At 69.4% G+C, this 9,242-nt stretch carries 6 protein-coding genes; 2 read left to right on the top strand and 4 right to left on the bottom strand.

The features are described from left to right. The first annotated feature begins 382 nt into the window (after window positions 1-382). Window positions 383-1,810 (top strand): sigma-54 dependent transcriptional regulator, encoded by a 1,428-nt coding sequence (locus tag HOQ08_RS09050; RefSeq protein ID WP_291193486.1) that lies wholly within the window; start codon window positions 383-385, stop codon window positions 1,808-1,810. A gap of 157 nt (window positions 1,811-1,967) precedes the next feature. On the opposite strand, the gene HOQ08_RS09045 is transcribed toward HOQ08_RS09050, so the two are convergent. The 4 genes from HOQ08_RS09045 to HOQ08_RS09030 form a co-directional block, all read right to left on the bottom strand. Continuing rightward, window positions 1,968-3,542, bottom strand: a complete 1,575-nt coding sequence (locus HOQ08_RS09045; protein ID WP_291193484.1) for a response regulator — start codon at window positions 3,540-3,542, stop codon at window positions 1,968-1,970. A 45-nt stretch (window positions 3,543-3,587) separates the two neighbouring features. Continuing rightward, on the bottom strand, window positions 3,588-4,034 hold the full coding sequence (locus HOQ08_RS09040) for a response regulator (protein ID WP_291193482.1): 447 nt from the start codon (window positions 4,032-4,034) through the stop codon (window positions 3,588-3,590). Beyond that, window positions 4,031-5,878, bottom strand: a complete 1,848-nt coding sequence (locus tag HOQ08_RS09035; RefSeq protein WP_291193479.1) for an ATP-binding protein — start codon at window positions 5,876-5,878, stop codon at window positions 4,031-4,033. Before HOQ08_RS09035 ends, HOQ08_RS09040 begins: the two co-directional genes overlap by 4 nt. Window positions 5,879-6,180: 302 nt before the next feature. Beyond that, window positions 6,181-8,445 carry a GH92 family glycosyl hydrolase gene (locus HOQ08_RS09030; protein WP_291193477.1) on the bottom strand — a complete coding sequence of 755 codons (2,265 nt, stop codon included), beginning with the start codon at window positions 8,443-8,445 and terminating at the stop codon, window positions 6,181-6,183. Window positions 8,446-8,644: 199 nt separating this feature from the next. Here HOQ08_RS09030 and HOQ08_RS09025 point away from each other — a divergent pair. Further along, a partial coding sequence (locus tag HOQ08_RS09025) for a LacI family DNA-binding transcriptional regulator (protein WP_291193475.1) occupies window positions 8,645-9,242 on the top strand: 598 nt, incomplete at its 3' end.

Below are 9,242 nucleotides of genomic sequence, written 5' to 3'. Positions count from 1 at the left end.
TTACTTCTCTTTGGGCCCGCAAAGAGAAGTGACTCGAGCGCCGGCAGGCGATCGAAAGCCCGCCGCAGGCGAGCCCGGTCGCGGAAACGCTACGGAAAAAAGCGAAGCGCACAACAAACCATCCCACGAGCACCCTCACCCCAACCTGGAGGGGAGGGAAGCAGAGGTACCGGAAGGGAAAAGGAGCATGAGCATCCAAAGGTACGGGAGGAAGGCCCGCCCGCGCGCCAGTCCACGCTCGCCCAGCGCACAATGCCTCCCCCGAACGTGAAGAAGCCGCCACGGCGCAAGGCCCGCCAGCGCGGCTTTCTTGCCGACCAGCAGAGCACATCGCGGCCAAACTGCTATACCCTTCGGCTGTTGCCGCCTGACGAAGAGAACCATGTCCGCACAGACCGTCCTGGTCATCGACGACGAACGCGACATCCGCGAGCTGCTCACCATCACGCTGGGCCGGATGGACCTCAAGGTGGACGCGGTGGGCACCGTGGCGGAGGCCCGCCGCGCGCTGGCCGAACGCAGCTACGACCTGTGCTTCACCGACATGCGCCTGCCCGACGGCACCGGCCACGAGGTGATCGAGCTGATCGCCGCCACCCATCCGGACATGCCGGTGGCGATGATCACCGCCTACGGCAACGTCGACGCGGCGGTGAACGCGCTCAAGGCGGGCGCCTTCGACTTCGTCTCCAAGCCGGTGGACATCCAGATGCTGCGCCGACTGGTGCGCACCGCGCTGCAACTGGCCGAGGAGCGCAGGAGCGGCGGCGGCGCGGGTGCGGCTACCGGCGCGGCCGGCCGGCTGGTCGGCGATTCGCCGGCCATGCAGCAGGTGCGCGCCACCATCGGCAAGCTCGCGCGCAACCAGGCGCCGGTGTACATCGCCGGCGAGTCGGGCGTGGGCAAGGAACTGGTCGCGCGGCTGATCCACGAGCAGGGCCCGCGCGCGAGCGGGCCGTTCGTGCCGGTCAACTGCGGCGCGATCCCGTCCGAGCTGATGGAGAGCGAGTTCTTCGGCCACAAGAAGGGCAGCTTCACCGGCGCCGGCGCCGACAAGGAGGGCCTGTTCCAGGCCGCGCACGGCGGCACCCTGTTCCTGGACGAGGTGGCCGAGCTGCCGCTGCACATGCAGGTCAAGCTGCTGCGCGCGATCCAGGAAAAGGCCGTCCGCCCGATCGGCGCGCGCGAGGAAGTGCCGGTGGACGTGCGCATCCTCTCGGCCACGCACAAGGACCTGGCGCGGCTGGTCGAGCAGGGGCAGTTCCGCCAGGACCTGTTCTACCGCATCAACGTGATCGAGCTGCGCGTACCCCCGCTGCGCGAGCGCAGCGGCGACGTGCCGCAGCTGGCCGCCTTCATCCTGCGCTCGCTCGCCGCCAAGAGCGGCGGCACGCCCGGCAAGCTGCGGCCGGATGCGCAGCAGGCGCTGGAGGAGTACGACTTTCCCGGCAACGTGCGCGAACTGGAGAACATCCTCGAGCGCGCCATGGCGATGTGCGAGGGCGACACCATCGAGGCATCCGACCTGATGCTGCCGCTGCGCCCGCTGCGCCAGCCCGAGCCGGTCAATGCCGCGCATGCCGCCACGCACGCGCCGCAACCCGGCGCCCCCGTGGCCGCGCAACCGCCGGTGCCGCACGCCGGCCCGGGCAGCGGCATGCCGCTGGACGACTACATCAGCAACCTCGAGCGCACGGCGATCATCAAGGCGCTGGAGGAGTCGCGCTACAACAAGACGGCGGCGGCCAAGAAGCTCGGCATCACCTTCCGCGCGCTCCGCTACAAGCTGAAGAAGCTCGGCATCGACTGAGGCTTTGCTCCCCTCTCCTTGCGGGGAGATGGCCTGGGTGAGTGGCCGGGGCTCGCGAGGAAGGTGCTCCCAGCCGGTACACCAGCCTCCCTCAAAGCAAGGCCTCCCCCTCTCCCCAACCCTCCCCCCGGCTGCGCCGGGGGGAGGGAGCTGAAGCTTATTCGCCCGTGCCCGCCTCCTGCCCATCCAGTGCCTGGCGCATGGTCCGCAGCAGCTGCTGGGTGTTGATCGGCTTGTCGATTAGATAGAGCTGCTCCAGCGCGGGCAGTTCCTCAAGGTCGGGCGGCGCCTCTGGCCGCGCCAGCAGCAGCACGGCGCGGCGGTAGCCATGCTCGATCAGCGCGGCGAGCGTGCGCACGCCGGTGAACAGGTTCATGTCGGCGTCCATCAATACCAGGTCGGGCACGCCATGGGCCTCGATCCACTGCAGGGCGGCGGTGCCGCTCTGGCTGGCGTGCGGCTGGTAGCCGTAACCGTCCAGGATGTCGACCAGCAGCGATAGCGGGCCGGCCTCCTCCACCACCACCAGCACGCGTTCGGCCTCGCCGAGCAGGTTCTCGCCCTCCGCCTCTTCCTGCGCGACCTGCTCGACCGCAGGCTCCTCCAGCGGGATGTAGAGATGGAAGGCGGTGCCCTTGCCTGGCTCGCTGTCCAGCCGCATCACACCGCCGTGACTGGCGACGATGCGCTGGCAGGAGAGCAGGCCCAGCCCGGTGCCGCTCTCCTTGGTGGTGAAGAATGGCTCGAACAGGTGCGCGCGCACCTCCGGCGGCATGCCCGGGCCGGTGTCGGCCACGGTCAGGCGCAGGTAGCGCCCGGGGCGGGGCAGCTCGCCGGCCAGGAAGGCGTCCTCCCTCAGTTCGCACTCGGCGGCGGACACGCGCAGTTCGCCGCCCGCGGTCATGGCCTGGATCGCATTGAGGCACAGGTTGAGCAGCGCCTGCTGCAGCTCGGTGTGGTTGCCCTCGAAGGTGAGCTCGCGGTCGCTCACTTCCAGTTCCATGCGTACCTCCTTGGGCACGCTGCCGCGCAGCAGCAGGCCCAGCGCATCCATCAGCGCGCCCACGCGCACCTGGTCGGCGCGGCGGGCGCCGCGGGCGAAGGAGAGCATCGACTGCACCATCTGCAGCCCGCGGCGCCCGCAGTCGCGCACCAGCGCGCCCAGGCGCGCCAGGCGCGGATCGTCCTGGTAGTCCTGCAGGCTGTCGCCGGCCAGCAGCAGCGGTTGCAGCAGGTTGCGCAGGTCGTGGCTCAGGCCGCCGGCGAGCATCGCCAGGCTCTCGAAGCGCTGCGCGCGGATCAGTTCCGCCTCGGCGCGGCGCTTGGCGCGCAGCGCCTCGGCCTCGGCCAGTGCGCGGCGCACGGCGGTGGCCAGGCGTGCCGGGTTCTGCTTGAGGATGTAGTCGGTGGCGCCGTTGCGCAGGGCTTCGACCGCCGCCTCCTCGCCCAGCGTGGCCGAAACATAGATGAACGGCAGGTCCTCGTCGTGGCGGCGCAGCAGGTCCAGCGCGCGCTGGCCGGAAAACCCTGGCAGGCTGAGGTCCGACAGCACGATGTGCGGCTCGAACTCGCCCAGGCAGGCGACGTAGCTGGCCTCGTCGTCGACCAGGCGCACCTGGTAGTCGATGCCGTCGGCATCCAGTTCGGCCTGGATCAGCTCGGCATCGATCGGGTCGTCCTCGACCTGCAGGATGCGGATGGTGGGCAGCGTGCGCGTGTTCGGGTTGGGCATGCGGTTAACGCTCCTCCTTGCTCGTTCCGTCGTCCAGCGCCGTCGTCACTCGTGTTCCGGCAACTGGTTGAGCACCGCCCAGAACCGTCCGAGCGTGCGCACCGCCTCAAAGAACTGGTCCACGTCCACCGGCTTGATCACGTAGGCGTTCACGCCCAGGTCCCAGCTGCGCGCCAGGTCGCTCTCCTCACGCGAGGAGGACAGGATCACCACCGGGATCAGCCGCAGGCGCTCGTCCTCGCGCAGCCGGGTGAGCACCTCCAGCCCGTTCATGCGCGGCATCTTGATGTCCAGCAGGATCACCGACGGATCGACCGCTTCGCGTTGCAGCCAGGCGCCGCGGCAATGCAGGTAGTCCAGGCAGTCGACGCCGTCCTCCACGTGCACCACCGGGTTGGCGAGGTTGGCTTCGCGCAGGGCGTCCATGGCCATCTCGGCGTCGGCCAGGCTGTCCTCCACCAGCAGTACGGGTCCCAGGTGTCGGTTGTTCATGACAGACGTCTCGTGGTGCGCGCCTCGGCCAGCTCGGTGGCCGGCAGCGAAAAATGGAAGCTGGCGCCGCGCTCCGGCTCGGCCTCGGCCCAGACCCGCCCGCCATGGCGCGCGACGATGCGGCGCACGTTGGCCAAGCCGATGCCGTTGCCCGGAAACTCGGAGGCACGGTGCAAGCGCTGGAACACCCCGAACAGCTTGCCGGCGTACTCCATATTGAACCCGGCGCCGTTGTCGGCCACCGTGAAGACGTATTCGCCGTCACGGTCGCGCTCCACGCCTATGGCGATCTGCGCCACCTCGCGCCGGCCGGTGTACTTGACCGCGTTGCCGATCAGGTTCTGCCACACGGTGCGCAGCATGTTCTCGTCGCCGATCACGATCGGCAAGGCGCCGACGGTCCATTCGATCTTCCGCTCGCCCGCCTCGGACTCGGCCAGCGCGCGGGCCTCGTCGACCAGCGACTGCATGTCCACCCCCTGCAGCCGCAGCGCGCCGCGCCCCAGCCGCGAGAACACCAGCAGGTCGTCGATCAGCTGGGCCATGCGCGTGGACGAGGTGGCGATCACGTCGAGATAGTGCGCGGCGGTGCCGTCCAGGTGCTCCTCGAGGTGGCGCTTGAGCTTGCCGGTGAATCCGGCGATGTGGCGCAGCGGCGCGCGCAGGTCGTGCGACACCGAATAGCTGAAGGCTTCCAGCTCGCGGTTGACGTCGGAGATCTGCTCGACCTTGCCTTCCAGCTGGCGGTTGAGCTCTTTCACCTGTTGCTCGACCAGCGCGCGCGCGGTGACGTCGCTGACGGTCAGCAGCAGCACCGGCTCGTCGCCCTCGTGCTGCTGCAGGCGGCGCGCGTTGACCATCACGTGGCGGTCGATGCCGCCGACGGTGCGCTGCACCACCTCGTAGTCCCACAGTTCGCGGTCGTGCAGCAGCACGTCGTGCAGGCGCTGCAGCAGCGCACCGTCGGTCCAGGCGCCCTCGCCCACTTCCTGCAGCGCGCGCTGTTCGCGCTGCTCATCCTGCGGCAGGCCGTACAGCTCGCTGAAGGCGGTGTTGACCAGCAGCGTGCGCAGCTGCGCGTTGAGCAGCGCGATCGGCTCGCGCACCGCCTGCACGATCATCTGCGAACGGTGCACGGCCTGGCTCTCGCGCGTTTCTGCGCGCATGCGGCGGGCGATCTGGCGCTCGGACACGAACACGATGATGGACAGCAAAAGAATCTGGGCGACGGAAGTGATGGTCAGCACCAGCGCGCTCTGGAAGGCGCTGCGCCGGGCATGCGCACGGCGCTCCATCAGCAGGCTGCCCTCGTTGCGCACCACGGTTTCGATCTGCTGGTCCATGCGGAACAGCGTCCCGGCATCGTGCAGCGCCGCGGCAGCGCCGGCATGGTCGCCGTGCTGGATGCGCGCGAGCGCCTGCTCCAGCAACGCCAGCCGGCCGTTCACCACGTTGCCCAGCGCGCCGATCGCCGCCTGCTGCGTGGCGTTGTCGCGGGTCATTTCGCTCAGCTGGCCGAGCAGCGCGGGCACGTCGTTGCCGGCCTGGCGGGCGCTGTCGGCCAGCGAGGGCTCCTTGTCGCCTTCGAGCAGGCGATAGGCCGCCGCCTCGCTGCTGCGGGTGACGTAGGCGATGCGGTAGGTGAGCGACTTCACCTCCGAGGAGTGCGTCACCAGGTCGCCGGCCTCCATCGCATCCGTGTGGCTGGTGCGCGTGGCCAGGTAAGGCAGCAGCACGATGACCAGCACCGCGCAAAGCAGCCCGGCCATACGCCACCGCGGCACGCGCCAGCGGTACAGACCGCGGCGGAGCTCGGGCAGCAGGACGCGATGGCGGCTGGGCATGCGGTGAAGGTTCCCTCACTGGCTCGACGGCCAGGCGGAGCTCGGCGTGCCGCTACCGCTCTGGCCGGTAAACGTGTGATGAAAGCGTACACCGCGTTAGGGGCGGGTGATGGCGGGCGCTACTTCTCCACCGACGAGGCCTTCGGCCGGCACCGAGGAGGGCGAAGAGTAAAGCGCAAAGACCCCTCCCCCCAGCAAGCTCGGGGGAGAGGGGCGCATGGTCGCGAGCCAGATGCGTCCTCTTCCCGGTTCCGCCGGAGGAGACCGGGGAGAAGGGGGGAGGCCTTTGGCTGGAAAGCGCCCTATCGCGCGGGCTGCGCCTGCATGCGGAAATGCAGTTCGCCGCCGGCGAGGATCTGTGCGTGGTGCAGGAACGGCTGGGCCAGCGGTTTGCCGTTCAGGGTGACCTCGCCGACGTAAGGGTGGGCGTCGTCCAGCGGCGAGGCGCTGACGGTGAAGTCCTTGCCGCCGGCCAGGTGCAGCGTGGCGCGCGCGACGAAGGGCCGACCGAGCGCGTAGACGTCGCTGGCCGGCGTCACCGGGTAGAAACCCAGGGCGGTGAACACGTACCAGGCCGACATCTGGCCCAGGTCGTCGTTGCCGGCCAGGCCGTCCGGGCGCCCGGCGTACTGGCTGTCCATGATCTGCTTGAGCCGCGCCTGCGTCTTCCACGGCGCGCCGGCGTAGTCATAGAGATAGGCCAGGTGATGGCTGGGCTCGTTGCCGTGGGCGTACCAGCCGATCAGGCCGGTGATGTCCTCGACGTTCTTGAAATGCGCCGGGTCGATCTTCGCGTCGAACACCTCGTCCAGGCGCCGGATGAAGGTGGCATCGCCCCCGGCCGCCTGGATCAGGCCTGGCACGTCCTGCGGCACGTACCAGGAATACTGGTAGGCGTTGCCTTCGGTGTAGTCGCTGCCGTAGCCGGCGGCGGCCGGGTCGAACGGTTCGCGGAAGGCGCCGTCGCTCTTGCGCGCGCGCATGAAGCCGGTCTTCGGATCCCAGGCGTTGCGCCAGTTGCCGGCACGCTTCTGGAACGTGGCGGCGACGTCCTTGCGACCCATCGCCTTGGCCATCTGCGCCAGCGACCAGTCGTCGTAGGCGTATTCCAGCGTCTTGGAGGCCGCCTCCGGCTCCTTGTCGATCGGCACGTAGCCCAGCTTCATGTAGTCGGCGAGGTCGCCGTAGGGACCGTAGGTGGCGCTGGCGACCATCGCGTCCAGCGCCTTGCCGGCATCGAAGCCGCGCACGCCCTTGACGTAGGCGTCGGCGATCACCGGCACGGCGTGGTAGCCGATCATGCACCAGGTCTCCAGGCCCTGGTATGCCCACACCGGCAGGATGCCGAAGGGGCTGGCCTCGCGCGCGGCCACCAGCGAGCGCACGAAGTCGGTGGAAAGGTCCGGCCGCAGCAGCACCATCAGCGGCTGCTGCGCGCGGTAGACGTCCCACAGCGACCAGGTCGAGTAGAAATCGAAGCCCTGCGCCTGGTGCACGGCGTGGTCGGGACCGCGGTACTGGCCGTTGGCGTCCATGCTCAGCGTGGGCGAGAGCATCGCGTGGTACAGCGCGGTGTAGAACTGGGTGCGCACGGCCGATGGCGCATCGACGTCGAGCACCGCCAGCGCCTTGTCCCACGCGGCTTTGGCCTGCGCGCGGCGGGCGTCGAAGTCCCAGCCTTTGCCGTCGGTGTCGAGGTTGGCCACGGCATTGGCGGCGCTCACCGGCGAGATCGCCACCTTCACTTCCAGCGGTTGCCTGAGCATCCCGAAGTCGAACACGCCCACCAGCGCGCGGCCGTTCTGCGCGTCGTGGTCGAGCGGCTGGTTGCCCGGCCCCTTGAAGCCCTTGTAGGTGATGTCGCTCTCGCGGTCGTACAGCGTGCGCGAGACCATCGGCTGGTTGAAGCGCAGGGCGAAGCAAAGCTCGCGCCCCGGCGCCCAGCCGCGCGTGGTGCGGCAGCCGCTGACGGTGCCATCGGCGGCCACCTGCAGCTTCGACCACAGCACCTTGCCGGGGTAGTCGTAGATGCTCGGGCGCAGGTCCAGCAGCAGGTGCGCGGGTTTGTCCTTAGGGAAGGTGTAGCGATGCCAGCCGATGCGCCGGCCGGCGGTCAGCTCGGCGCGGATGCCGTAATCGGCCAGGGTCACGGCGTAATAGCCGGCCTGCTCCACTTCGCTGGCGTGGTCGAAGCGCGAGCGGTAGCCGCTGCCCGGCCTGGCCGGGTCGCCCGGTTCGAGCTTCACCTCGCCGGCGATCGGCATCACCAGCACGTCGCCCAGGTCCGAATGGCCGGAGCCGGAGAAATGCGTGTGCGAGAAGCCCAGGATGCTGGTGTCGCCGTATTGGTAGCCGGCGGCCCACTTGTAGGCGTGCTTGAAGTCCGGCATCGCGGTGTCGGGCGACAACTGGATCATGCCGAAGGGAACGGTAGCGCCAGGAAAGGTGTGGCCGTCGCCGCCGGTGCCGGTGCGCGGGTCGACATCGGCCGCATGGCCGCTGGCGGCAAGGGCGAAGCCGGGCAGCAGGGCCAGTGCGAAGGCCAGGGAGGACAGGCATGGACGCATCGCGGTCTCCAATTTGGATCGTTCCAAACCACACGCTAGCAATGCTTGCGGAGATACGCATGCTGCGCTGCGCGAAGGGCCCTGAGCTTGCGGCCGGGTCGGCCCGCAGGCGAACCACCCTCCCACGCCGCAGCGCAGCTTGCACCTTGATCCCGATCCGTTAGATTTGGATCGTTCCAAACCCTTCTTCCGGTGCCTGATGGACAGCAACCCCCCGCTCGGCCGCAAGGTCACGGTGCGCGACATCGCCGCCGGCTGCGGCGTCTCGCGCGCGACCGTGTCGCTGGTGCTGCGCGGCAGCCCGCTGGTCAACAAGGACACCCGCGCCCGCGTCGAGGCGGAGCTGCGCAGGCAAGGCTACGTCTTCAACCGTGCCGCCGCCAACCTGCGCCGGCGCACCTCCTCCTCGATCGCGCTGGTGATCAACGAGCTGGCCAACCCGTTCTTCGCCGAATTCGCCGCCGGCGTGGACGAAGTGGTGGGCGAGGCCGGCATGGTCACGCTGCTGGGTTCCTCCAGCGAATCGCCCAGGCGCGAGCAGGCGGTGCTCGGCTCGATGATCGAGCACGGGCCCGGCGGCATCATCCTGTCGCCCGCCGAAGGCAGCGACGCGCGCCAGGTGCTTGCCGCTTTGGGCGCACGCACGCCGCTGCTCTTGTTCAACCGCGAACCGGCGGGCGAGCAGCCGGAGTATGCGCACTGGGACACGTTGCTGCTGGACAACCAGCAGGGCGCGCGCGAGGCCACCGCGCACCTCATCGCCCAGGGTCACCGGCGCATCGCCTTCTTCGGCGGCC

The sequence above is a fragment of the Frateuria sp. genome (assembly GCF_013362045.1).
Taxonomy (GTDB): Bacteria; Pseudomonadota; Gammaproteobacteria; order Xanthomonadales; family Rhodanobacteraceae; genus Frateuria_A.
The sequence above is the reverse complement of the archived record's forward strand: the minus strand, read 5'-3'. Positions and strand labels throughout refer to the sequence as shown.